General features: G+C 63.7%; 19 protein-coding genes. 9 read left to right on the top strand and 10 right to left on the bottom strand.

Annotated features, from left to right (window positions below):
* Nucleotides 1–32: 32 nt before the first annotated feature.
* The 3 genes from LH19_RS26460 to LH19_RS26450 all read right to left on the bottom strand — a co-directional run bounded on the left by LH19_RS26460 (nucleotide 33) and on the right by LH19_RS26450 (nucleotide 3,941).
* Complete coding sequence (locus LH19_RS26460) at nucleotides 33–872, bottom strand: SDR family NAD(P)-dependent oxidoreductase (protein ID WP_082396432.1); 840 nt, start codon at nucleotides 870–872, stop codon at nucleotides 33–35.
* 78 nt (nucleotides 873–950) lie between these two features.
* The gene (locus LH19_RS26455; protein ID WP_054735160.1) at nucleotides 951–3,134 is read right to left on the bottom strand and encodes a TonB-dependent receptor; all 2,184 of its coding nucleotides are present in this window, start codon (nucleotides 3,132–3,134) and stop codon (nucleotides 951–953) included.
* Between the two features lie 78 nt (nucleotides 3,135–3,212).
* The gene (locus LH19_RS26450) at nucleotides 3,213–3,941 is read right to left on the bottom strand and encodes a GntR family transcriptional regulator (protein ID WP_054735157.1); all 729 of its coding nucleotides are present in this window, start codon (nucleotides 3,939–3,941) and stop codon (nucleotides 3,213–3,215) included.
* A gap of 309 nt (nucleotides 3,942–4,250) precedes the next feature.
* Between LH19_RS26450 and LH19_RS26445 the strand changes: the two genes are divergently transcribed.
* Both LH19_RS26445 and LH19_RS26440 read left to right on the top strand, forming a co-directional pair.
* The gene (locus LH19_RS26445) at nucleotides 4,251–5,612 is read left to right on the top strand and encodes a Rieske 2Fe-2S domain-containing protein (protein ID WP_054735153.1); all 1,362 of its coding nucleotides are present in this window, start codon (nucleotides 4,251–4,253) and stop codon (nucleotides 5,610–5,612) included.
* Nucleotides 5,609–6,097, top strand: coding sequence for an aromatic-ring-hydroxylating dioxygenase subunit beta (locus tag LH19_RS26440; RefSeq protein ID WP_054735150.1), 489 nt, complete (start codon nucleotides 5,609–5,611; stop codon nucleotides 6,095–6,097). Before LH19_RS26445 ends, LH19_RS26440 begins: the two co-directional genes overlap by 4 nt.
* Nucleotides 6,098–6,157: 60 nt before the next feature.
* Here LH19_RS26440 and LH19_RS26435 read toward each other — a convergent pair whose 3' ends face one another.
* The gene (locus LH19_RS26435; RefSeq protein ID WP_082396431.1) at nucleotides 6,158–9,643 is read right to left on the bottom strand and encodes an indolepyruvate ferredoxin oxidoreductase family protein; all 3,486 of its coding nucleotides are present in this window, start codon (nucleotides 9,641–9,643) and stop codon (nucleotides 6,158–6,160) included.
* Between the two features lie 232 nt (nucleotides 9,644–9,875).
* Between LH19_RS26435 and LH19_RS26430 the strand changes: the two genes are divergently transcribed.
* Nucleotides 9,876–10,733: a fumarylacetoacetate hydrolase family protein gene (locus LH19_RS26430; protein ID WP_054735147.1), complete on the top strand. Its 858-nt coding sequence runs from the start codon at nucleotides 9,876–9,878 to the stop codon at nucleotides 10,731–10,733.
* On the opposite strand, the gene LH19_RS26425 is transcribed toward LH19_RS26430, so the two are convergent.
* The 6 genes from LH19_RS26425 to LH19_RS26400 are packed head-to-tail and all read right to left on the bottom strand — an operon-like array spanning nucleotide 10,730 to nucleotide 15,612.
* Nucleotides 10,730–11,302, bottom strand: coding sequence for a TetR/AcrR family transcriptional regulator (locus LH19_RS26425; protein WP_158514509.1), 573 nt, complete (start codon nucleotides 11,300–11,302; stop codon nucleotides 10,730–10,732). The two genes, LH19_RS26430 and LH19_RS26425, sit on opposite strands and share 4 nt — an antisense overlap.
* 38 nt (nucleotides 11,303–11,340) lie before the next feature.
* A complete protein-coding gene (locus tag LH19_RS26420) occupies nucleotides 11,341–12,171 on the bottom strand; it encodes an alpha/beta fold hydrolase (protein WP_054735138.1) in 831 nt (276 codons plus the stop codon).
* Between the two features lie 33 nt (nucleotides 12,172–12,204).
* A complete protein-coding gene (locus LH19_RS26415) occupies nucleotides 12,205–12,948 on the bottom strand; it encodes an SDR family NAD(P)-dependent oxidoreductase (protein ID WP_054735133.1) in 744 nt (247 codons plus the stop codon).
* Nucleotides 12,941–13,837 (bottom strand): VOC family protein, encoded by an 897-nt coding sequence (locus LH19_RS26410; protein ID WP_054735129.1) that lies wholly within the window; start codon nucleotides 13,835–13,837, stop codon nucleotides 12,941–12,943. The genes LH19_RS26415 and LH19_RS26410 overlap by 8 nt, the downstream gene beginning before the upstream one ends.
* A 9-nt stretch (nucleotides 13,838–13,846) precedes the next feature.
* Nucleotides 13,847–14,353, bottom strand: a complete 507-nt coding sequence (locus LH19_RS26405) for an aromatic-ring-hydroxylating dioxygenase subunit beta (protein WP_054735128.1) — start codon at nucleotides 14,351–14,353, stop codon at nucleotides 13,847–13,849.
* Nucleotides 14,350–15,612, bottom strand: a complete 1,263-nt coding sequence (locus LH19_RS26400) for an aromatic ring-hydroxylating oxygenase subunit alpha (RefSeq protein ID WP_054735125.1) — start codon at nucleotides 15,610–15,612, stop codon at nucleotides 14,350–14,352. The genes LH19_RS26405 and LH19_RS26400 overlap by 4 nt, the downstream gene beginning before the upstream one ends.
* A 120-nt stretch (nucleotides 15,613–15,732) precedes the next feature.
* On the opposite strand from LH19_RS26400, the gene LH19_RS26395 reads away from it, so the two are divergent.
* The 6 genes from LH19_RS26395 to LH19_RS26370 all read left to right on the top strand — a co-directional run bounded on the left by LH19_RS26395 (nucleotide 15,733) and on the right by LH19_RS26370 (nucleotide 23,424).
* The gene (locus tag LH19_RS26395) at nucleotides 15,733–16,509 is read left to right on the top strand and encodes a 2-keto-4-pentenoate hydratase (RefSeq protein WP_054735123.1); all 777 of its coding nucleotides are present in this window, start codon (nucleotides 15,733–15,735) and stop codon (nucleotides 16,507–16,509) included.
* Nucleotides 16,510–16,513: 4 nt separating this feature from the next.
* On the top strand, nucleotides 16,514–17,455 hold the full coding sequence (locus LH19_RS26390) for an acetaldehyde dehydrogenase (acetylating) (protein ID WP_054735122.1): 942 nt from the start codon (nucleotides 16,514–16,516) through the stop codon (nucleotides 17,453–17,455).
* On the top strand, nucleotides 17,452–18,480 hold the full coding sequence (dmpG, locus tag LH19_RS26385) for a 4-hydroxy-2-oxovalerate aldolase (protein ID WP_054735119.1): 1,029 nt from the start codon (nucleotides 17,452–17,454) through the stop codon (nucleotides 18,478–18,480). Before LH19_RS26390 ends, dmpG begins: the two co-directional genes overlap by 4 nt.
* A complete protein-coding gene (locus LH19_RS26380) occupies nucleotides 18,477–19,142 on the top strand; it encodes a class II aldolase/adducin family protein (RefSeq protein WP_054735115.1) in 666 nt (221 codons plus the stop codon). Before dmpG ends, LH19_RS26380 begins: the two co-directional genes overlap by 4 nt.
* Nucleotides 19,139–21,031 carry an AMP-binding protein gene (locus LH19_RS26375; RefSeq protein ID WP_054735112.1) on the top strand — a complete coding sequence of 631 codons (1,893 nt, stop codon included), beginning with the start codon at nucleotides 19,139–19,141 and terminating at the stop codon, nucleotides 21,029–21,031. Before LH19_RS26380 ends, LH19_RS26375 begins: the two co-directional genes overlap by 4 nt.
* Before the next feature lie 89 nt (nucleotides 21,032–21,120).
* The gene (locus LH19_RS26370) at nucleotides 21,121–23,424 is read left to right on the top strand and encodes a TonB-dependent receptor (protein WP_054735107.1); all 2,304 of its coding nucleotides are present in this window, start codon (nucleotides 21,121–21,123) and stop codon (nucleotides 23,422–23,424) included.
* Nucleotides 23,425–23,513 lie beyond the last annotated feature (89 nt).

Raw genomic sequence — 23,513 nt, 5'->3', positions numbered from 1 at the left:
AGTCCCATTCTGCTTATCTCTGGTCTGTCGCTTTAGTCGTCGCGCTCCGGCGAATAGGTGGTGGCGTCGAACCTCGCGCCGCGGCTTTCGCGCATCTTTGGCAGCCAGTAGGGGAGTTTGCTCATCATTCCGCCATCAGCGAGGAGCGCCTGGCCTGTAACCATCGCGGCCGCATCCGACGCAAGGAAGAGCGCGATGTCGGCGATATTGTCGGGCGACGCGAGCCGCTGGAGCGGGGTCTCCTCGGCAAAAAGGCGGATGATGTCGGGAGGAAGCGTTGCACGTCCGCGCTCCGTCATGACCGCGCCCGGCACGACCGCGTTGCACCGGATATTGTCGCGGCCATAGGTGACGGCGACCTCGCGCGTGAGGGCGTGGAGGCCGGCCTTCGCAGCGCTGTAAGCGGATAGATCCATAGTCGCGGCAAGCGCACTGGCGGACGACGTGTTGACGATCGCGCCGCCTCTCGCTCGGATCATGGCCGGGATCGCGTAGCGGCAGCCGAGCATCGCGCTGGTGAGGTGTGCGTCGAGCGTCAACCGCCACTTGTCCGCCGTCATGTCGGCGATCTCGCTGTCGGGCGCGATTGTTCGCGGCACGCCGGCGTTGTTGAACAAGAGATCGAGGCGGCCGAACTTCTCCTCGGCAGCGGCGATCGCGCAGGCGATATCGGTCTCGACCAGAATATCTGTGCGTTTGAAGAGGGCCTGTCCGCCCGCCGCCGCGACGGCTTCGACAAGCGCTTGACCTCCAGCCTCGTCGACATCGGCAATCACCGGACGGCCGCCTTCGGCCGCGAGCTTGAGCACGAGCGAACGGCCGATGCCGGCGGCACCGCCGGTTACCACTGCTACCTGACCCTCAAACCTCATGCTGCGTCTTTCGCTCCTGCTCTCGATCGATGACGCCGGCCCCGGCGGTCCGCACCGCCGGGGCCGGCGCGCCCCTTTTTAGAATTTCACGGAGGCCCCGACACCGACACGGCGCGGCGTCTCGTAGGTGACGTCGGTGGTGAGAGGGCCGTTGCGAATTTCGCGGAACACCCTCTCGTTAGTGAGATTGGTTGCCCAAAGCGTGAACCGCAGATTTTCGTTCGAGGCGGTCCAGCTCAACTCGCCGCTGAGCAAGCTATAGGGTTTTTGCGAGAAGCGGTTGGCGAAGTCGAAATAGACGCGCGAGCTGTGATAGAAATTGCCCGACACGCCGATCCGGCCCGAGCCGATATCGCGGCCCCAGTTGAACCCGAGGTTGAAGCTGGTGCGCGGCGAGCGGGTCATCTGGTTGCCCGACGCGTCTTCCGACACGGGCGTATTGCCGCCGGTGGGGAGGGGGATGAACCCCTGCGCAAGCGGGAAATCCTTGTAGTCCGCATGGGTGAAGGCGCCCGACGCCCGGATGGTCAGGTCATCGGTCACCGCCGCGGTGACTTCGAGTTCGCCGCCATAGACTTCGGCGCTCGCGGCATTCTGGAGGATGAAGGTGTTTCCGGTCGGCGCGCGCGCGAGAACCTGGAGGTTCTGATAATCATAATAATAGAGCGAAAGGTTGGTGCGCAGCCAGCTCAGCGGGTCCGCCTTGATGCCGACTTCGAAGGAGTCGATCGTCTCTGGCGCGACCGCTGTCGGGGTGGTGGACGTATAGTTGTACACCCCGCTCTTGTAGCCCGTGCCGTAGCTCGCATAGACATTCGCGTCGTCCGCGAATTCGTAGCGCAGCGCGATGCGATAGGTGACGCGGTCGAAGGACTGGCTGGTTTCGCCGAAGAGGTTGTTGCCGTTCACGACCTGGGTGAACTTGCGCTTCTCCCAGGTGTAGCGAAGCCCGCCGGTCAGGAAGAGCTTGTCGACAATCTCGTAGGTACCCTCGCCGAAGCCCGAATAGGATTCGGTGGCGAGTTCGGGGCTGAGCAGCGTCGATGTCTGCGTCGTGCCCGGGCCGCCGGGGCGCGAGATGATGCGGATGCCGGCGCTCGCGTCGAGCCAGAAGCCATAGGCGCCGAGCAGCCATTGGAAGCGGCCCGGGTTAGCCGAGAGCAGGCGGATTTCCTGGCTGAAGGACTCGGTGGTGATATCGGGCTCGGTCGCCGAGACGATGCCGAGAAGAATGTTCGACGCGTCTGAGTCGGTGCTCTGCAGCGTCTTGTTGTGCATATAGCCCGAGGTCGTCTCGAGGTTCACCGCGCCGAGTTCGAACTTGGTGCGGAGTGCGAGATTGTAGCGGCGGAAGTCGAGCTGCGGCAGCGAGTCCACCGACGTCTGCCAGGGGCCCGTCGGCAGGATCACGCCTGCGAAGCGGCGGCCGGCGGTGTTGTCATTCAGCGGCTGGGTCGCGTTGGTGGTGCTGTTCTGGTCGGTGATTTCGCCGGTGAGCACGATGCGGGCGCTGTCGCTCGGCTGCCACAGCAGCTTGCTGCGCACATTCACCACCTCGATGCCGCCGAGCTTTCCGCCGCGAACGAGGTCCAGGATATAGTCCTCGGTCTTGCGATAGACCCCCGAGATGTCCATCGCGAGCGTGTCGCTGAGCCCGCCCGTCGCATAGCCGCGAATGTCATAGTCCATCGAGTTGTTGCGCAGGAAGCCAAGGCGGCCCGAGAGGCTGCCGCGCGCATCGAAGGACGGATCGGGCGTGATGATGTTGATGAGGCCGCCGGTTGCATTGCGTCCGAAGACGGTGCCTTGCGGACCGCGCAGCACCTCGACCCGCTCGACCTCGGCGAGGTCGACATAGGTCGAGAAGGGATCGGGCTGATAGACGCCGTCGATATAAGTCGCGACATTGGCCTCGTCCGCGGCCGACACGCTCGACGAGCCAACGCCGCGAATGACCGGAAGGAAAAGGCCGATATTCTTGCCGCCGAAGAAGCCCGGCACGACCTGCGTCAGACTTCGGATGTCCTGGATGCCGGCGGTCGCGATCGAATCTCCCGTCACGGCGGTGACCGCGACCGGGATGTCCTGAAGGCGTTCCTCGCGGCGGGTCGCCGTGACGACGATGTCTTCAAGGCCGCCGCTCGACGTCGCCTGCTCCTGCGGAGCCGTTTCGGCCGGATTTGACGGGGTGCCGTCCTGTGCGTGGACGGCAGCGGGCGAGACGCCCGCCAGCAGCAGGGCGCAAAAACGCAGTCGCTTCATATTCTCTCTCCCCTCCAACACCGGCCCCGTTTCCCCAGGGTCTCGGCAGATGTGATTGCCCGCGTCGGCGGGCTGGTTTCAGGTGGCGTTGTTCAACAGGAACCCGTTGAGATGCGGCTTGTGCGCCACATGCTTTTCCATGAGGATTTCGGCGCGCGTCACGTCGCGTGCCTTGATGGCGCGCGCGATTTCGGCGCGCTCCATGATGAGGAGATGCGCCGAGGGCGGTACCAAGGTGGTCATCCCCTGCCAGAGATAGAAGCTGGCAAGGCGGCGCATCCCGGAGACCCGGCCGTCGAGGGCAGGGGAGCGTGCCATGGTCCACAGCATCCGCTGATAGTCGTTGAGGTTTGCCACATAGCCCTGACGCTGGGCGGTTGTTTCCAGCGAATTGGGATCACCCCGTTCGGCGATGGTGACGAGCTGATCGGCCTCGTCTCCCTCATAGCGGCGGGCGGCGAATGCGGCGGCCGCGGCTTCGAGCTTGGCGAGCGCGACGAAAAAGTCGCTGATCTCCGTCGCGGATGGCGAGACCACCCGGTAACCCACCTGGGGCAGCACCTCGACGAAGCCGCTGCTGCGCAGATGGGCAAGGGCGGCGCTGACCGGCTGACGGCTGGTATCGAACTGCCGCGCGAGCTGTGTCGCTGAGAGGGTTTCGCCGAACTTATATTCGCCGACCATCATTCGCCGCTCGATTTCGTTGGCGATACGGCCCGCCTTGCCGGACGGATCTGCGACCGTCCCCTGGCTCACCAGTTCGACGGGAAAGAAGGTCTCGCGCTCGTTGCGACGTGCCTGACCCATGGTCGCCTCTCCTCTGCTCTTGTTGCCTCGGACTATGACGGGGGTAGCATGTTACGTCAATCGGCAATTTGACGCATATAAAGGACTATATATCAGAGAGATAAGGCTATTGAGAACGGTTATCAATCGCGAATCATCGATCAGTTGGCATGCTACATAGCGCGGCGTGATTCGCCATCAATTCGCAGTAAGATGATATAATTCAGTATGTTAATTGAAACATCAGCCATATTGCCATCGCTTCGGGTGTCATGTTACATGTCAGGAAAGCCCGCCATGGAATGCGGGCGCAGGAGAGGGATTGTGGGCATGGCAGCTAATCAGGACCTGCTGGACGGGCTTCTCGATGAGAATGAGGCAGAGGGCCTGTTCCGGATAAACCGGCGGATGTTCACCGACGAGCGCATCTTCGACCTCGAACTCGAGCATATCTTCGCAGGCAACTGGGTCTATCTCGCGCACGAGAGCCAGCTCCCGAAGCCCAACGATTTCTTCACCGGCCATATCGGCCGTCAGCCGATCATCATCACCCGCGACAAGGAGGGCGAGATCGGCGCCTTCCTCAACGCCTGCCAGCACCGCGGCGCCACCGTCGAATTGCGGAGGTGCGGTAACAAGAAGCTCTTCATCTGCCCGTTCCACGGCTGGAGCTATTCGAACACCGGCCGCCTGGTGAGCTGCGGCGACGTGATGGAGGCAGGCTATACCGATGCCTTTGACAAGAGTGCGCTTGGCCTGCAGCGCCTTCCGCGCGTCGAAAGCTATCGCGGGTTCATTTTCGGCAGTCTTCGCGCCGACGTGCAGTCGCTTGAGGATTATCTCGGGGCGGCGAAGGCCTTCATCGACCTGATCGTCGACCAGGACGACAATGGCGAGATCGAACTGATCCCGGGGCCGCAAACCTACACGTATGACGGTAACTGGAAGCTCCAGGCCGAGAATGGCGTCGACGGCTATCATGTCGGGATGATCCACGGCAATTATGTGCTCACGACCAAGAACCGGGCCCGTATCGCCGCGGACAATGACGTGGTCGAGCCGGTCGATGTCGCGGGCTTCAGCAACCTGCCGGGCGGCTATTATGCCTTTGAGAACGGCCATGCCGTTCTATGGAACGAGCTTCCCAATCCAGAGGTGCGGCCGTCCTACGCCAAGCGCGACCTGTATGTCGCGAAATATGGAGAAGAGCGCGCGCACTGGATGACGCACACTTGGCGCAACCTCTTCATCTTCCCGAACCTCTTCTTGATGGACCAGATGAGCAGCCAGATCCGTACTTTCCGTCCGCTGTCGCTCAGCAAGACCGAGGTAAAGGCCTTCGCATTCGCACCGAAGAGCGAAGATCCGGCGATCCGGCCGAAGCGCATCCGCCAGTATGAGGATTTCTTCAACGCCTCAGGGCTCGCGACGCCCGACGATCTCGCGGCGTTCAACGCGACGCAAGCCGGGTTCCAGGCCAATGACGCCGAGTGGAGCGACGTATCGCGCGGCGCGCGCAATGTCATCGTCGGCGCCGACGAGCGTGCGCGCGCTCTGGGGTTCGAGCCGCAATTTTGCGGGACGCAACTCCAGGACGAGGGGCTGTTCCTCAACCAGCACCGCAACTGGCTGCGCCAATTGCGCGAGGGACAGGAACGCTCTGCCGAGCAGGCCCTGGAGGCTGCCGAATGAGCGCGGAGATGTTGGCGGAAGCCCGTGCGCTCGTTTTGATGGAAGGTTGGCACCTCGATAACCGCGAATGGGACGAGTGGCTCGCGCTCTATGTTCCCGACGCGGTCTACTGGCTTCCGTGCTGGCTCGACGAAGACCGGCTGACCACCGATCCGCAGCGCGAGATGTCGCTCATCTACTACGCCAACAAGACCGGCCTCGAGGATCGCGTGTACCGCATCCGGACCGAGCAGTCGCTGGCCTCGACGCCGATGCCGCGCACGTGCCACATCACCAATGTGGTGCGGGCGATCGAGGAGGACGGCGAAATCCGCGTCGATTCCAACTGGATGGTGCACAGCTACCGGCTGGAAGTCGCGCATTGCTTCTTCGGTCAGCAGACGCACCGGCTCCGCAAGACCGACGACGGGCTGAAGATAGCGTCGCGCCGCGTCGTGCTGGCGAACGATATCATTCCCAACGTCCTCGACATCTACAGCGTTTAACCGCGTTCATCCCAAGGGCACTCCGGCCGGGCGTTTCGACGCCCGGCCATTTTTTGTGCCCTAATCGATCGAGAGAACGTCTCTCGCGCGGCTGGCCGCGGGCGCTACGCCAGCCTCGGCCGGACCGATCTCGGCAAAATATCTGTCCATCGCGTCCTGCTTCACCGGGCCGAAGCCCCGAACCTCGCGCACCCGGTCGAGGAGCTTCGCTACAGCTTCGCGGTCGAGTTCGCCCATCCGCGAAATCATTCGCTCGACAAGAGCCGCATAGTCGGAGGCGAGGCGCCGCTCGTCCCGCCGTTCGGCGGTGCGGGCGAAGGGATCGATCCAGCTTCCGCGGATCGCCTTGCCGAGCGAGAGGACACGCAGCGCCGGCATCATGATCCAGGCCGGGAACTCCCGCTTGCGCGGACGTTCGCCCGGGCCGGCACCGCCAAAGATCGGCGGCGCGAGATTGAACGCGATGCGTCCGCCCGGGGCAAAGGTCGCGTCGAGCTCGGCCCTGAGCGCGGGGTCGGTTAGCAGGCGCGCGACTTCATACTCGTCCTTGATCGCGAGGACCTTCGCATAATTGTTGGCAACGATGGTCGCGATCGCGGTCGATGCGGGGTCTGCCGACCGTTCGGCGGCTTCCACGCGATCGACGAGGTCGCGGTAGCGCGCGGCGAGCGCCTCGTCCTGGTAGCGCGCGAGGTGCGCCGCGCGGTGCGCGACGATTGCGGGCAGGTCTTTGGGCAACTCGGCCGCGGGGCGTTCCTCCTTCTCCAGGGCGGCGGCGATGCGCTCGGGATGGGCCGCGATCAGGCGGCCGAGGGCGAGGGCCTTCAGATTCTGCGCGATCGCGACGCCGTTGAGCGCCACGGCTTTCTCGACGGCTGCCAAGGTCACAGGCAGCAGCCCCTTCTGGAGGGCGATGCCGACCATCATGAGATTGGCCGAAATCGTATCGCCGGTGAGCCGCAGCGCAAGGTCGCTCGCGCCCGCGGCGTGCACGGCGCCACTGCCGATCGCGCGTGCGAGCCGCGCGTGAAGCACCTCGGGCTCGAGCCGGAAGTCGCGGTCGCGCTGGAGCGCAGCGGTTGGCGATACGTCGATGTTCGCGATCGCCGTCGTCCGTCCCTCGGCGAGACTGTTGAGAGCCTCCGGGGCGAGGGCCGCGACCATATCGAATGCCACGAGGAGATCGGCTTCCCCGGCGCCGATACGCTGCGTCCTGATGGCCTCCGGCGTTTCTGCGATCCGGATATGGCTGTAGACGGCGCCATTCTTCTGGGCGAGGCCTGTCATGTCGAAGAGCGAGGCGGCCTTGCCGTCGATATGAGCGGCCATGCCGAGGAGCGCGCCGACGGTAATCACGCCCGTGCCCCCGATCCCGGCGACCATCAGATTGAAGCTCCCATTTTCGATCGCAGCCGGCATCGGCGCCGGTATGTCACCGAACCAGCTTTCATCAATCGCAACCCCTTCGGGCTTGCGCGGCTCGGCGTCATAAACGGTGATGAAGGAAGGGCAGAAGCCGCGGTTGCAGCTGAAATCCTTGTTGCAGCTCGACTGGTCGATCATGCGCTTCCGGCCAAGTTCGGTCTCGCGCGGCGCGATGCTGACGCAGCTCGACTGCTCCGAGCAATCGCCGCAACCCTCGCAGACCTGGTGCGCGATGAACATGCGCTTGGCGGGATTGGGAAATGTGCCGCGCTTGCGGCGCCGGCGCTTTTCCGCCGCGCAGGTCTGTTCGTAGATCAGCCCGGTGACGCCGGTGATCTCGCGCAGCTCGCGCTGCACCGCATCGAGTGTGTCGCGGTGGCCGATCGCGACGCCCTCGGGGAAGCCGCCCGTCCGCCGGTGGTAATCGGGATTGTCGCTGAGAACGACGATGCGCCCGACGCCTTCGTGCCGCAATTGCTGTGCGATCTCGGCGACGCTCAGCGGTCCGTCGACGGGCTGGCCTCCGGTCATCGCGACCGCATCATTGTAGAGGATCTTGTATGTGATGTTGGCGCCCGAGGCGACGGCGGCGCGGATGGCGAGGAGGCCTGAGTGATAATAGGTCCCGTCGCCCATATTCTGGAAGATGTGCGGCAAGTCGGTAAACGGCGCCATCCCGAGCCAGTTTGCGCCTTCGGCGCCCATCTGCATCGGGGTCAGCGTCTCTTCGGGCCGGACGAAGGATACCATGCCATGGCAGCCGATTCCCGACATCGCGTGACTGCCCTCGGGGATGCGCGTCGACCGGGTGTGCGGACAGCCCGAGCAGAAGAAAGGCGCGCGGCGAACGTCGAGCGGAACGGGTACGCTTCCGCTCTTGCCGCGCAGCCGGTCCCGGATATCGGTGAGATGTGCCGGAAGGGGCGCAAGAAGTTCGAGCCGGTCGCAGATGGCAAGCGCGATCGCGGCGGGTTCGAGCGAGATGGTCTCGGAGAAGATCGTCTGCCCGGCCTCGTCGCGCTTACCGACGATGCGCGGGGCGCCGTCGCGGTTGATGAAGATCGATGCGGCCTGGATTTCGACGAAGGCCTTTTTTTCCTCGATTACGAAGAGGCTGTGCAGCCCTTGCGAGAATTCGACGAGGCCGTCCGCCTCGAGCGGCCAGACGCAACCGGGCTTGTACAGGGCGACGCCGAGCCCGAGGCAGGCATCCTCGTCGAGGCCGAGGATCTCGAGCGCCTGGCGTGTGTCGCCGTAGCTCTTGCCCGCTGCGACGAGCCCGAGGCGCGGAGCCGGTCCGCGGAAAATTGTCCGGTCGATGCGGTTCGCCCTGATGAAGGGCCCGATGAGCGGCATGCGATGCTCGTTGACGATCTGCTCGTCGCGGAGCGGTGAGAGGGCCCGCCGCCGCGCGTGGATGCCTTCCGGCGGGGGTGACGGAAGATCGGGCAGCGACGCGGCAAAACCGTCGAGATCGATGTCGAACGTCCCCGCCTGTTCGACGATCTCGTTCACGCACTTGATCGAGACCCACGAGCCGCTGTGGCGCGAAAGCGCATACCCGAAAAGGCCATATTCGATGAGTTCGCCGGGATCGGCGGGATAAAGGATCGGGATGCTGCTCGCGACGATGGCCTGCTCGCTCTGGAAGGCGACGGTCGAGGATTTCCCGGCGTGATCGTCGCCGAAGAAGACGAGCACGCCGCCCTTCGCATGTGCGCCCGCGTAATTGCCGTGCTTGAACGCATCGCCCGAGCGGTCGACTCCGGGTCCCTTGCCGTACCATGCGGCGAATACGCCTTCGTGCCGCGCGCCGGGTAGCTGGTCGATCTGCTGCGTGCCGGCAACCGCAGTCGCGGCGATGTCTTCGTTGACGCCCGGCTGGAAGACCACGCCCGCCTCCGCAAGCCGGTTCTTGACCGACCAGAGCGCGGTGTCGACATTGCCGAGGGGAGAGCCGCGATAGCCGCTGATATAGCCTGCCGTGTCGAGCCCAGCGCGCTTGTCGAGGTCGGCTTGGGCAAGCAACACGCGGACGATCGCCTGCGTCCCGCTCAGGAATATCCGGCCTTTCGGCTGCGTCCATTTATCGTCGAGCGATATGCCGATCCCATGGTCCATTCGCCTGTTCCTCTCCAATTTGAATATTTGATGCCGGAGCGGCGGCTAAATGTCTGTCGCATTTGCGACAGTCCCCAAAAGGTTATCTTAGCCCGGGACCGGGGCCTGAGGACCGACAGTTGTTGCTCAGAAATGGACAGAGGTTCATGCGATCCACCGCGGCCCCGGGCAATTGACATACCAAGTGTCCGGTTTGTAAGTAGTGGGCAGCAGAGATCGAGGTGAGGGCAAAATGAAGCTGGTTCGGTTCGATGGTGGTGCTGGCGCGCGCGCAGGCGTGGTGGTCGGCGATGCCGTTGTCGATCTGGAGCCGCTTGGTTTCCTTGATCTCTTGTCGGTGGTGCGGGAGGGCGTGGGGGCGCTGGCTCGCATCACCGACTTTGCCACATCCGCGGCGTCGATACCGCTGGCATCGGTTCGGCTTCTCGCGCCGATCGAACGACCCGGCAAATATCTCGCGATCGGCATGAATTATCGCAAGCATGTCGAGGAGGGCGCGAAGCTTGGCATCGCCGAGCCCAAGAAGCAGCTCTGGTTCAACAAGCAGACGACCTCGATCACCGGTCCTTTCGATGGCATCGTGAAGCCCGATGTGTCGGACCAGGTCGATTATGAAGCAGAGCTTGGCGTCGTGATCGGCAAGGCCGCGAAGCATGTGTCCGCCGCCGATGCGCGGTCGCATATTTTCGGCTATTTCGTCGCCAACGACGTCTCGACGCGCGACTGGCAATTCCACTCGCAGACGATGACGATGGGCAAATCCTTCGACACCCATGGACCTATCGGTCCGTGGATCGTGACCGCCGACGAGATTGCCGACCCGCACGACTTGCCCATCCGCTGCTTCGTGAACGGCGAAGAGCGCCAGTCATCGAATACCGGAATGATGCTCCACAATATCTACGAGCAGATCGAATACCTCTCGACTGCCTTCACGCTCGAACCGGGCGATCTCATCGCGACCGGCACGCCCGAGGGCGTCGGCATCGCGATGGACCCGCCGGTCTTTCTAAAGGTCGGCGATGTCGTGCGCTGCGAGATCGATGGCGTCGGCGCGATCGAAAATCCGGTGGTCGCCGAAGCCCGCTAGGCCTTCTGTCTCGGCCAGGTGGCGTCGACCATCTTGCGCCATCGTTCGATCGTCGGGCCCAGATAGGCGTCGACATCGTCGAACAGCGTGCGGATCCCGAGCCCGGTGGTGAGCGCCGCGCTCATGCGCACAATCTCTTCGGCGTCGCCGGTCGACCAGCCATTTTCCGAAAGGATGCCGACCCAGCGGCGATAGACGCCGAGGCGGTAGCGCGGCACGATCTCGCGGATCCCGCCCTTGAGCTCGGGATCCTTCGATGCGTTGATCGTGATGTCGAGCGACACCCAGAAATCATCGTTGAAGAAATAGAGCCGGAAATCGTCGAGCATGAGGTCGATCGGGTCCTCGCCCTTCGCGAGTCCTGCCTCGATGATCTCCTCGGTCTTGGTCGACGCGCGCGCGAAGGCATATTCGACCGTCGCGAGCGTCAGGCCATGCTTGGTCTCGAAATGGTGGAGGAGCGCACCCTGGCTGACACCCGCCTGCTCGGCGACCGCGGCCGTCCTCAGCCCCGAAAAACCGCGCGCGGCGATCACCTCGAACGTTGCGTGCGCGACGCGCTCGCGCATCTCCTCCGAGCGTTCGCCCTGTGACCGCCGCTGGCGTTTCACACTGCCTTCAGGAACGGCAGTACGACCTCCACGAACCGGTCCTTCTTCTCGATCTGTGTCCAATGCCCGCATTCCCCAAACACATGCAGCTCCGAATGGGGGAGCAATGCCGAGAAACGATAGGCCACGTCAACGGGAACGATCACATCTTCGCGCCCGTGGATGATGAGGGCAGGGGCCTGGATATTACGAATATCCTCCTCGGGTGTCGCCAGCCGGTCGAGCTTCGCCTGGCGCGGTTCGGGAAAGAGACGCGAGAAAGCCTCGTGCGAGCCCGGACGAATGCTGGCGTTGTGGCGCGACAGCACGATGGCGTCGGTTACGAGGCCCGCATTATAGGCGAAGGTTTCCATGAGCTTGCGCATGTTCGCCTCCGACGGCTCATAGCCCCAGACGTCGAGCAGGCCTTTCGACATTTCGAACCGGAGGCCGGCGGCGCCCATCAGCGCGAAGCGGCGGACGCGATCGGGGTGGCGCGCCGCGACCGCCAGGCTGAGCGCTCCGCCATAGCTGTTGCCGATGAAGGAGGCTCGTTCGATGCCAAGCGCGTCGAGGAAGCCGACGATGTGATCGACCCAGAAATCGAGCGTGAAGTCGCTCACGTCGTCGGGAACCTCGGTGTAGCCGAAGCCGACCATGTCGGGCGCAAGGACGTGGAAATGCTCGCTGAGCGCGGGTATCACACCGTTCCAATTGGCAAAGGCGGTGACACCGGGCCCCGAACCATGGATGAGGACGAGCGCGGGCAGCGAGGCGTCGCCGGCTTCGATATAGTTTGTGCGAATACCGTTCGCGACGATCGACTGGCCGATTTCGGGGTTGGTCATGCTGTATCTGTCCCTGGGTTGGAGCTTGAACGCTCAGAGCATCGTGGTGCCGCCGTTGACGCTGACGACCTGGCCGGTCACGAAACCGGCTTCGTCGCGCGCCAGATAGGCGACCATGCTGGCGACTTCGTCCTCGGTACCGGCACGCCCCATCGGGATCACGCTCACCACCTTGGCGATGAGATCGGGATTGCTCTTCTCGATCTCGCGATATTGCGGGGTTACTACCGCGCAGGGGGCGACGGTGTTGACGGTGATGCCGTCCTTCGCGAACTCGCGCGCGAGCCCGGTGGTCATGCCGTGCATACCGCCCTTGGCGGCATTGTAACCGGCATGGTCGAAAAGGCCGTTGCGGACGCTGTCGGCGCCGATGTTGATCACGCGGCCCCAGCCCGCGAACTTCATATGCGGCAGCGCGTGCCAGCTGCACCAGATCGCGGTCCAGAGGTTGCGGTCGATCGTTGCGCGAAGCGTCTCGGGCGTATGTTCGAGGAAGGGGCGCAGAATGCCGCCGCCGGCATTGTTCACGAGGATAGCGGGCGCGCCGAGCCTCTCGACGGTTTTGGCGATGAGCTGCGCTGCCGTTTCTTCGTCGGCCAGATCGCCCCAGAAGGCGCCGCCGGTGTCGCCCGCCGCCTCGCGCGCCGCGCTCTCGTCGAGATCGGCAAACATGACGCGCGCGCCATCGGCCTCAAGGCGCCGCGCAATCGCGAGCCCGATACCGCGCCCGGCGCCGGTAACAATCGCGACGCGGCCGTGATGATGGGACTCACGCATGGGCGAGGATCGCGCCGCCCTTGCCGAAGCGCGGGTCGGGAATGCTGCCCCAGGTGTCGAGCACCTCGGGCTTTGCTTCGAGTTCGCGCGGCGGCCGCGCGCCTTCTTCCTCAAACTCCTCCATGCCGAAGCTATATTCGGTCGTCATCCCGTCGGGATCGAGGAAATAGAGGAAAATGCTTCCCGACGGTTCGTGACGACCGGGGCCGAAGACGATCGGCACCTCGGCCTTCTTCATCCGGTTGATCGCACGCCCGACGTCGTCGATGTCCGACACCATGAAGTTGACGTGGTTATAGCCGTCTGACGGTCCGGTGAGGATCGCGAAGCTGTGATGATATTTATTGGGAAAAGCGCGAAGGAAGGCGATCTTCCCCGGCACATGGTCCGAGATCAGGAAATTGAGCTTGCCGACGAGCGAGCCTTCCACCGTGGCAAAATCGGCGACGTTGAGCACGACATGGCCAAGACGCGCGATGGCGGTGTGGCCCGCCTCGAAATCATCCTGCAGTTCGGGCTCGACATGGAACTCGAAATGCAGCCCGCAGCCCGGCTCGCGGAAGCGGAGCGCCGCCCCGACCTTCAGTTCACCTGCTTCCTCGGCGGTCAGCCATTCGGGCGCAAAGCCCTCATCGTCGAGATAGGTGAAGGCGCGGTCGAGGTCGGCCTGGCTTTCCAGTTCGAACGCCGCGCGGGCGAGGCCCGGCGTATCGCCCTCGCGCAGCACGAGGTTCTGCGGCAGCTCGCTGCAGCGAAGATAGGCAGTGTCGTCGTGGCGCCGGTCGACGGTGAGGCCGACAAGATCGCGGTAAAAACCCAGCGACTGTTCGAGATCGGACACATCGAGCGCGACGTAGGACAGGCGCCGGTAACGGAAGGGTGCAGTCATATCGTCATCCTAGAGCAAGATGCTGATGCGGGCGTGCGGGCGGAGCGCGTCCATATCGAGCACGCATTTCTTCTCGGCGATCCGCAACGCGCCATCGACCTCGATCAGCTGATAGGCATAATGGCCGACGAAGATGTCGGTGTTGCCGTCCTTCGATCGCCAGACGGCGAAGGAAGCGGTTGCGGTAATGGTTTCGCCGTCCTGCTCTGCCAGGACATTGCTGACGAGGTGCCGCGTCTTCGATCGCGGAAACTCGCTGTGGGCGCCCTTCTTCTCGAGACGCACGACCCGCTCGTGGATGCGCGTCCGGTCATCGAAAATATAGAAGAGCGACTTGCTGGGGTCGGCAAAGTCGCCGTCGACGTCGGTCGGCGGCACGAGATAGCTGGCCTCGTCGGCGAAGAGCGCTTCCCATTCGTTAAGCTCCCACCGATCAAGCAGGTCGGCCTCGTGGAAGAGGAAGCTCTGCACCCGGTGCTGGAGCAGCATCGCGTCGATGTCCGCCTCGCGGGTCATGCGCCATACTCCTGGACGCGCCGATCCCACTCGTTCCAGAAGCAGCGCATCTGGAGTTCGTCGTCATAGGCCGAGCCGCCTTCGCGAAGCATACCGCGCGAGATATCATTATATTGCGCCTCGCGTGACGCCTGATAGCCGACCTGGCACTTCTCGATCGCCTCGACATCATCGGGGGTGGCGAAGCCGCCGGGGCCGAGAAATTCGGTGAAGTTGAATAGGCGGAACTTGCGCAGCCACTCCGATTCCTCGGCGGGCGCGAGGGCCCAGGCGTTGACCTCCATATAATCGGGGGCTGTAGGCCAGAAGGTTCGCACCGTGATCGCCATCACGTCATTGATGACGAGATTGGGGAAGATGATCATGTTGCGGCTCTGCTTCGCGATCCGGTCGGCGCGTTCCTGCCCGAGGCGCGCGGTCAAATCCTGCTGGATCGCCTCGATCTCGCGCTTGCCTTCCTCGCCCCAGAGCGGGATCCAGTTGGCGATCGGCCGGCCCCACGGCGCGAAATATTCGATCACCGCATGGCCGTTGCCGAGATCGTGCCCGAAGCCCGCGAGGCGCGTATCGTGCGTCGACCCGTTCGCATTCTTGAGATATTCGAGATAGGTCGAGTGGGTGCTCGCGGCGTGATATCCGTCGACGCTGTTCTCGGCGAGAAGCTTCCAGTTGCCGCGGATCGAATATTCCTGCGTGCCGCCGACGATCGTCATCCCCTTCGCCGACTGCTCGGAGACGAGCTTCAGATAATCGCCGGCGCCCGCGAGATATGTCGCAAGATCCTCGCCGTCGGCGGCGAAGCTCACGAAGAAGAAGTCGCCGAAACGGTCGAAGCGCGGGGCGTGACTGAGCTGCTTGCCAGGGTCCTCCTTGTAATCAGCGGGATATCCGGCATGGCCGGGCACCACCATCAGCCGCCCCGTGTTGGCGAACACCCAGCCATGGTACATGCACTGGAAGGCGGGCGAGGATCCCTTGCGCTCGCGGCAGACGACCGCACCGCGATGCGGGCAGGTGTTGATCAGCGCGTGATATTTGTCTTCCTTGTCGCGGGTGAAGAGCATCGGCCGTCCGGCGACCTTGCGGGTCACGAAGTCGCCGGGGTTGGGCAGCTCGGACGCATGGCCGAGATAGAGCCAGCATTTATCGAAAATGGCGCGGCATTCGCGCTCGAACACCGACTGGTCGACAAAGGCGCGGCGCGGAACGCGGTAGATTCCGCGCGTTTCATCCACGACCGGTCGCAGGCTCTGATCCATTCCTCATCCCTTTCGAGCGTGTCGCTCTGTTGATGGCTCTTTACAAACCGTGCACTTGGTATGTAACATGAGTCGCAATTAGTCAATCGGTGAACAAACACCGCAATGGGAAGAGGGACGATGCCCAGCTATCAAGACATCGCCACACGGCTGCGCGACGCTTATGCAGGCGGCGCTATTCCGCCGCTCCGCGATGCGCTCGAACCGACCGATGCCGCGGGCGCCTATGCGGTGCAGACGATCAACACGCGCTTCTGGGAAGCGCAGGGGCGCCGGATCGTCGGGCGCAAGGCGGGGCTGACCGCAAAGGCGGTGCAAACGCAGCTCGGCGTCGACCAGCCCGATTTCGGCGTGCTGTTCGACGACATGCGCGTCGCCGACGGCGGGCGGCTCGACCCGGCGCGGGCGATCCAGCCGAAGGCGGAGGCGGAGATCGCCTTCATTCTCGGCGCCGGTCTGCCCGGTCCCGGCACGACCGCCGAACAGGTCGCGGCCGCGGTGGCAAGCGTCCACGCCGCGATCGAGATCGTCGACAGCCGCATCGCCGACTGGAAAATCACCTTTGCCGACACGGTCGCCGACAATGGCTCGTCGGCCTTCTTCGTGCTGGCAGACGACGGCCTGCCGCTCGCCGGGCTCGACCTCGAAGGTGCGGCGATGGAGATGTCGGTGAACGGCGCGGTCGCGTCGACCGGCGTCGGCGCCGCGGCGCTTGGCAACCCGCTCAACGCCGCCGCCTGGCTTGCCCAGACGCTGTCGACGCGCGGCGAGCCGCTGCAGGCGGGCGATATCCTCCTCGCCGGCGCGCTCGGGCCGATGGTCGCGCTGACGCCGGGCGACCAGGTCGAGGCGCGCATCGCCGGCATCGGCACCTGCAGCTTTACGTACAAGGCATAGCGAAATGGCGAAAACCAAAGTCGCGATCATCGGCTCGGGCAATATCGGCACCGACCTGATGATCAAGATCATGCGCCTGTCGGATATCCTCGAAATGGGCGCTTTCGTCGGGATCGATCCCGAAAGCGACGGGCTCAAACGCGCCGAACGGCTGGGCGTGCCGATCACGGCGGATGGCCTCGACGGCCTGATCGCGCTGCCGGGCTTTGCCGATATCGCGATCGTTTTCGATGCGACCTCCGCAGGTGCCCATAAGCACCACAGCGACGTGCTGATCGCGCACGGCAAGCGCGTCGTCGACCTGACCCCGGCGGCGATCGGTCCTTACACGATCCCGCCGGTGAACGGCGACGCGAACCTCGATGCCGCCAACGTCAATATGGTGACCTGCGGCGGGCAGGCGACGATCCCGATCGTCGCCGCGGTGAACCGCGTTTCGAAAGTCCATTATGGCGAGATCGTCGCGTCGATCGCGTCGAAAAGCGCTGGCCCCGGCACCCGCGCCAACATCGACGAGTTCACCGAGACGACAAGCCAGGCGATCAGGGAGGTCGGCGGCGCGACGCGCGGCAAGGCGATCATCGTTCTCAATCCCGCCGAACCGCCGCTGATCATGCGCGATACCGTCTATTGCCTGTGCGATGACGGCGACCGTGCCGCGATCGCGAAGAGCGTCGAAGATATGGTCGCCGAAGTGCGGGCCTATGTGCCGGGATACCGGCTGAAACAAGAGGTGCAGTTCGAAAACATCGGAGGCAACGCGCCGCTGCGTATCCCCGAAATGGGCGGCAGCTTCACCGGGCTCAAGGTCAGCGTCTTCCTCGAGGTCGAGGGCGCGGCGCATTACCTGCCCGCCTATGCCGGCAATCTCGACATCATGACCTCGGCGGCGCTCAGGACCGCCGAGAAGATCGCACTCCGCATGAAGCAGGATATGGCGGCATGACCTTCGACCCGACGACCAGCAAACTGTATATCCAGGACGTGACGCTTCGCGACGGCATGCACGCGATCCGCCACCAATATGGCCTCGATAATGTAAAGGCGATCGCCAGGGCGCTCGATGCGGCGAAGGTCGATGCGATCGAGGTCGCGCATGGCGACGGGCTGCAGGGGTCGAGCTTCAACTATGGCTTCGGCGCCCAGACCGACTGGGACTGGATCGGCGCGGTCGCCGAAGTGCTCGAACATAGTGTGCTGACCACGCTGTTGCTTCCCGGCATCGGCACCATCCACGACCTCAAGCATGCCTATGAGATGGGCGTGCGCTCGGTGCGGATCGCGACCCACTGCACCGAGGCCGATGTCGCGAAGCAGCATATCGAATTTGCGCGCGGCATCGGCATGGACGTCTCCGGCTTCCTGATGATGAGCCATATGTCCGAGCCCGAGCCGCTCGCGCAGCAGGCCCTGCTGATGGAAAGCTATGGCGCGCATTGCGTCTATGTCACCGACAGCGGCGGCGCGCTGACGATGGACCAATATGCGGCGCGGCTGCAGGCATACGACCGGGTGCTCAAGCCCGAGACGCAGCGCGGTGTTCATGCGCACCACAATCTCAGCCTCGGCGTCGCGAACAGCATCGTCGCGGTGCAGAATGGCGCGATCCGCGTCGATGCGAGCCTTGCGGGCATGGGCGCCGGTGCGGGCAATGCGCCGCTCGAAGTGTTCATCGCCGCCGCCGACGTCCATGGCTGGAAGCATGGCTGCGACCTTTATGCGCTGATGGATGCGGCCGAGGACCTCGTCCGCCCGCTGCAGGACCGCCCGGTGCGCGTCGACCGCGAGACGCTGACGCTGGGATACGCGGGGGTCTACTCCAGCTTCCTCCGCCATGCCGAGAAAGCCGCCGCCGAGCATGGACTCGACACCCGCGCCATCCTCGTCGAACTCGGCCGCCGCAAGATGGTCGGCGGGCAGGAGGATATGATCGTCGACGTCGCGCTCGATATGCTGCGGGCCGGCAAATGACCACGCCGGCGGCCATCGACGAACAGGTTCGGCTTGCCGCCCGGGCGCTCGCGTCTGCAGGTCTTGTCCATGCCTTCGGCCATTGCAGCGCGCGGCTCGACGCGACGAGCTTTCTCGTTTGCGCGCCGCTCCCTATGGGGCGCGTCGCCGACGAGCCGGGGACCGTTGTGCCGCTCGACGGGCCGCTTCCAGAGGGTGTCCTCGGCGAAGTGCGCATCCACCGTGAAATCTACCGCCGGCGTTCCGGGGTCGGCGGCGTATGCCGCATCATGCCGCCCGCGGTGATGGCACTCTCGGCCGCCGGCCTCGTGCCGGTCCCGCGCCACGGCATCGGTGCCTATTTCAAGTCGATCCCGTTCTGGAACGATCCGCGCCTGCTCCGCAGCGACGCGGCCGCCGCGGATCTCGCCGACATGCTCGGCGACGCTCCCGCACTCGTAATGCGCGGCAATGGCGCCGTCGTTGTGGGTGAAAGCCTGCCGCAAGCGGTGACGCTCGGATGGTTCCTCGAAGACGCAGCGCGCATCGAGCGCGATGTCCGGGCCATGGGCCTCGACCTGGAAGCGGCTCGGCTGACTTCGGAAGAAATCGACGCGCGGCAGACTTGGTCAGGTGGGGTGGTCGAGCGGATGTGGCGGCATCTCACGGGAGACATGCTATGAGCTATTCCTCGATCTATGCGGCGAGCGTCGCCGATCCCGCGGCTTTCTGGATGGAGGCGGCGCAACTGATCAATTGGGAGCAGGCGCCCACACGCGCCGGAGACGCGCAGCCCGATGGCATCTGGACCTGGTTTCCGGACGGCCGTCTCAACACCTGCCACAATGCCGTCGATCGCCATATCGCTGCCGGCCGCGGCGAACGCACCGCGCTGATCCACGACAGCGCGATGACCGGCCGCGTCACGCGCTACACCTATGCGGATATCCAGCGCGAAGTCGCACAGGTTGCGGGTATGATCCGCGCGCAAGGCGTCGATCTTGGCGACCGCGTGATCATCTATATGCCAATGGTGCCCGAGGCGGTGTTCGCGATGCTCGCCTGCGCGCGCATCGGCGCGGTGCATTCGGTCGTATTCGGCGGCTTCGCCTCGCACGAGCTCGCCAAGCGCATCGACGATGCCGAACCCAAGCTGGTCCTGACCGCATCTTGCGGCCTCGAACCCGGCCGGACCGTCGCCTACAAGCCCTTGCTCGATGCTGCTATCGCGCTGGCCACCCACAAGGTTCTATACACCGTCGTCCTGCAGCGGCCCGAGCTGACCGCGTCGCTCGAAGCCGGCCGCGATATCGAGTGGAGCGAGGCGTGCGCGGCGGCCGAGCCGGCGGATTGCGTTCCGGTGTCCTCCGACCATCCGCTCTACATCCTTTATACCTCAGGGACGACGGGCATCGCCAAGGGCGTCGTCCACGACAATGGCGGTCATGCCGTTGCCATGGCCTGGTCGGTTCCGAACATCTATGGTGTCGGAACCGACGAAGTCTTCTGGGCGGGATCCGATATCGGCTGGGCGGTCGGGCACAGTTACATCGTCTACGGTCCGCTCATCCACGGCTGCACGAGCGTCATGTATGAGGGAAAGCCGGTCGGAACTCCCGATGCAGGCGCCTTCTGGCGGGTCATTCGTGACCATGAAGTCGATGTCTTCTTTACCGCGCCGACCGCGATCCGCGCGGTAAAGCGCGAGGATCCCGAGGGCCTCCTCCTCGCCGAGAAGGGAAGCGGCCGCCTCCGGGCGCTCTATCTTGCCGGCGAGCGTGCCGATCCCGACACCTTGGCCTGGGCGGAGACGATGCTCGGAGTTCCGGTCATCGATCACTGGTGGCAGACCGAGCTTGGCTGGCCCGCGCTGGGAACCTGCATCGGTCTTAGCGACACGCGCACCCGTCACGGCAGCGCCGGGCGCCCTATTCCGGGCTATAGTTTCGCAATCCTTGATAGCGAGGATAAGGAGCTGGCCGCCGGTGAGATCGGCGACATCGTCCTTAGCCTCCCGCTGCCACCCGGCTGCTTCCCCACGCTCTGGCAGCGTCACGCCCATTTCCAGGACGCCTATCTCAGCCAGCATCCCGGCTTCTACACCACAGGCGATGCCGGCATGGTCGATGACGACGGTTTCGTCCATGTGATGAGCCGTATCGACGACATCATCAATGTCGCAGGCCACAGGCTGTCGACCGGGGCAATCGAGCAAATAGTCTCCGCGCATCCCGCGGTCGCCGAGTGCGCTGTGATCGGAGCCAACGACGTCATCAAGGGGATGATTCCCATCGGCTTCATCGTCCTGAAGGCTGGCGTGCAGGTATCCGACGACGAGGTTTCGCGCGAGGTCGTGGCGCGTGTGCGCGACGAACTCGGCCCCGTCGCCGCGTTCAAGTCCGTCCATGTGGTGAAAGCCCTGCCGAAGACGCGTTCGGGCAAGACGCTGCGCGCGACGATCCGCGCGATTGCCAACGGGGAGGCCGTTGCCACTCCCGCGACGATCGAAGACCCGGCCGCTCTCGAACATATTTACCAATCGGTCGCCGAAACTTCCAAGGTGGAAGGATAATCTTGACTTAGAAAACATAAACTGGTTTACATAGATTCGAAAATCGTTGCCGACAGCGACAGACTGCGGCCAACTTGGGAGGGTTGATCATGAAGACTGCCACATTCAGAATTCTGGTGTCCGGCGCGGCGATCTTGTCGCCGCTGCATGCTGCTATGGCGCAAGAGGCGGCGGCGCCGGAAGCGCCGGCTGCGCAGGAAGAAACATATCCTGGCGAAATCCTCGTCACGGCGCAGCGCCGCGAAGAACGCGTTCAGGACATCCCGGTCGCGATCACCGCTTTTGGCGGCCAGCAGGTTGAGAAGCTCGGAATTCTGAGCCTTGAGAACATCGCGCCGCGCGTTCCCTCGTTCTATTTTGGCAGCTTTGGCGCAGCCCGCCCGCAGCTTTACATTCGCGGCATCGGTACCCGTTCGTTCGATCCCGGCTCGGAAAGCTCGGTCGGCGTGTTCGTCGACGACGTCTATGCCGGCCGTGCCTCAGGCTCGTTCGGTTCGCTTCGCGATGTCGAGCGCATCGAAGTCTTGCGCGGTCCGCAAGGCACGCTCTACGGTCGCAACACGATCGCTGGTGCGATAAACGTGATTACCAAAGGTCCGACCGACTATTTCACGGGTGAGGCAGAGGCCGGCATCAGCAATTATGACGGCTATAGCCTGTTCGGCGCCGTCGGCGGCCCGATTGCGGGCGATAAGCTAATGTTTCGCGTAGCGGGCTGGAAGGCCGAGCGCGATGGTTACCAGACAAATTTGCAGACTGGCACCAAATTCCAGGGCATCGACAATTGGGGTGGACGGGCGCGGCTGCGCTTCGCACCGAGTGAACAACTCACGATCGATTTGACGGCCGAATTGTCGCGCGACGGCGACAAGGCGGCATTTTCTGGTTTTAGCCGCGGCAGCGGGCCCGCGGAGTCACTTGCCGGAGTCATCACGCCTGCCAATCCTCTCGCGACATTCCTTGGCCGCCCCGGTCGCACACCTATCCCCTATTTTGGCGGCAATGCGGGCAACCTGTCGTTTGATCCTTATCTCGACCGCAAGACCGAGACATATATCGGACGCGTTGAATATGATGCCGGTTTTGCGACGATCACGTCGATCAGCGCGCTGAAGAAGCTTCGCATTTCAGACGGCCGTGATCTCGAGGGCACTTCTCTCGACATTGCGAACCAGCTTAGTAACGAGCGCTCGAAGCAGTTCAGCCAGGAAATTCGCATCACTTCCGATCCAAGCGGGCCAGCGTCGTTCGACGGAAACCTCGATTGGATCATCGGCGCCTTCTATTATCGTGACCGCAGCGCGCGGAGCGACGAATTTCGCCTGGGCGTCGATAGCGTCGTAGCGTTGCTCAGCGGTGGGCCGCAAGTCAGCACCGCAATCTCGGATTATGAGATCGACAGCTATGCCATCTTTGGCCAGGCGACGATCCATCTTGGCGAAAAATTCGAAGTCACCCTCGGCGGCCGCTATACGCGCGACGAGAAGAGGGCGGTGCAGCAGGGCCTGAACACCCGGCCCGGGGTTCCGCTCATCGCCGTGCCTTTCCTGGTCGACAACAGCGCGACCTACGAGAGTTTTGATCCGCGCATCGTCGCCACTTACAAGTTCAGCCCCGACGCAAGCATCTATGCGAGCTATTCGACCGGCTTCAAGAGCGGCGGCTTTCAATATGTGCCCTTCTCGGCGGCACAAGCGAACGTCCTGTTCCAGCCCGAGGACATCAAGACCTATGAAGTCGGTTTCAAGTCCGAATGGCTCGATCGCCGGCTCCGTTTCAACGTGGCGGCCTTCCATTATGACTATAAGGATCTGCAGGTTTCGCGGATCGTCGATCTGGGCGGCGGCTCGGCCGCCAGCCTGATAAGCAACGCCGCTGCGTCGAAGATCTACGGCGCCGACGTCGAACTCCTGCTGCGTCCGAGCGACAATATCGACTTCAGCGTGACCTATGGTTATCTCGACGCGAAATATGACGCCTATTTCACTAACGCTGATGGTGTTCCGCCGACTGCCGCGACCGATTTCTCTGACCGGCGTCTGGTGCGTGCGCCCAAGCACAGCATCAATGTCGGTGCCGAATGGCGGATTCCGACTGGCGATAATAGCGGTCTGACACTGCGCGCCGACTATGCACTGCTCGACGAATTCTACCATGAGCCGGGCAATGCCAATCCCATCTATGGCGGTGCCGTCAGCCTGTCGCGCGAGCCCTCCTACGGCCTCCTCGATCTCCGCGCGGCGTACGAGATTGGTGATTTCCGGATCACCGCTTATGTTACCAACGCGACCAAGCAAAATTATCGCCGCACGGTCCTGGCTCTCGGCTCGACGCTGAGCGACTTTCCGGGCGAACCGCGAATCTACGGCCTCAAAGTCGGTTATCGCTTCTGATCTCCTCCGGCCGTCCTGCTAGGGCTAGCAGTCGGCGGACTTGGGGGCCGGAAGATGTCGGCAACGCGGCATCTCCGGCCCCCTTTTTA

The sequence above is a fragment of the Sphingopyxis macrogoltabida genome (genome assembly GCF_001314325.1).
In the GTDB taxonomy this organism is placed as follows: Bacteria; Pseudomonadota; Alphaproteobacteria; order Sphingomonadales; family Sphingomonadaceae; genus Sphingopyxis; species Sphingopyxis macrogoltabida.
The sequence above is the reverse complement of the archived record's forward strand: the minus strand, read 5'-3'. Positions and strand labels throughout refer to the sequence as shown.